Source organism: Erwinia sp. PME.40.26/001, assembly GCF_055556675.1.
In genome coordinates, this window is record NZ_JBVHNP010000465.1 from 1 (window position 1) to 232 (window position 232).

Genomic DNA, 232 nt, shown 5'->3' on the forward strand with positions numbered 1-232 from the left:
TCGACAGCGCGACCATGACCAGCAGGTCGCCGACCAGCGCAAGATCGATCAGGCCCAGCGCGGCCAGCACGAGCTCGACCTCGGTGATGTCGAGGATGTGCTCGAACAGATGCACGAGTTCGCGCACGGCCTGCACGGCGAACACGAGCAGCAGCACGACGAGGACGACATACAGGGGCACGAGCAGCCAGCGGCTGTTCAGCAGGGCTCGTTCGAATTGACGCTCCATGAT

At 63.8% G+C, this 232-nt stretch carries 1 protein-coding gene; it reads right to left on the minus strand.

What is annotated here, in order from left to right:
• On the minus strand, nucleotides 1-232 hold a 232-nt coding region (locus tag ACZ3HG_RS24990), incomplete at both ends, for a YqhA family protein (RefSeq protein ID WP_465335257.1).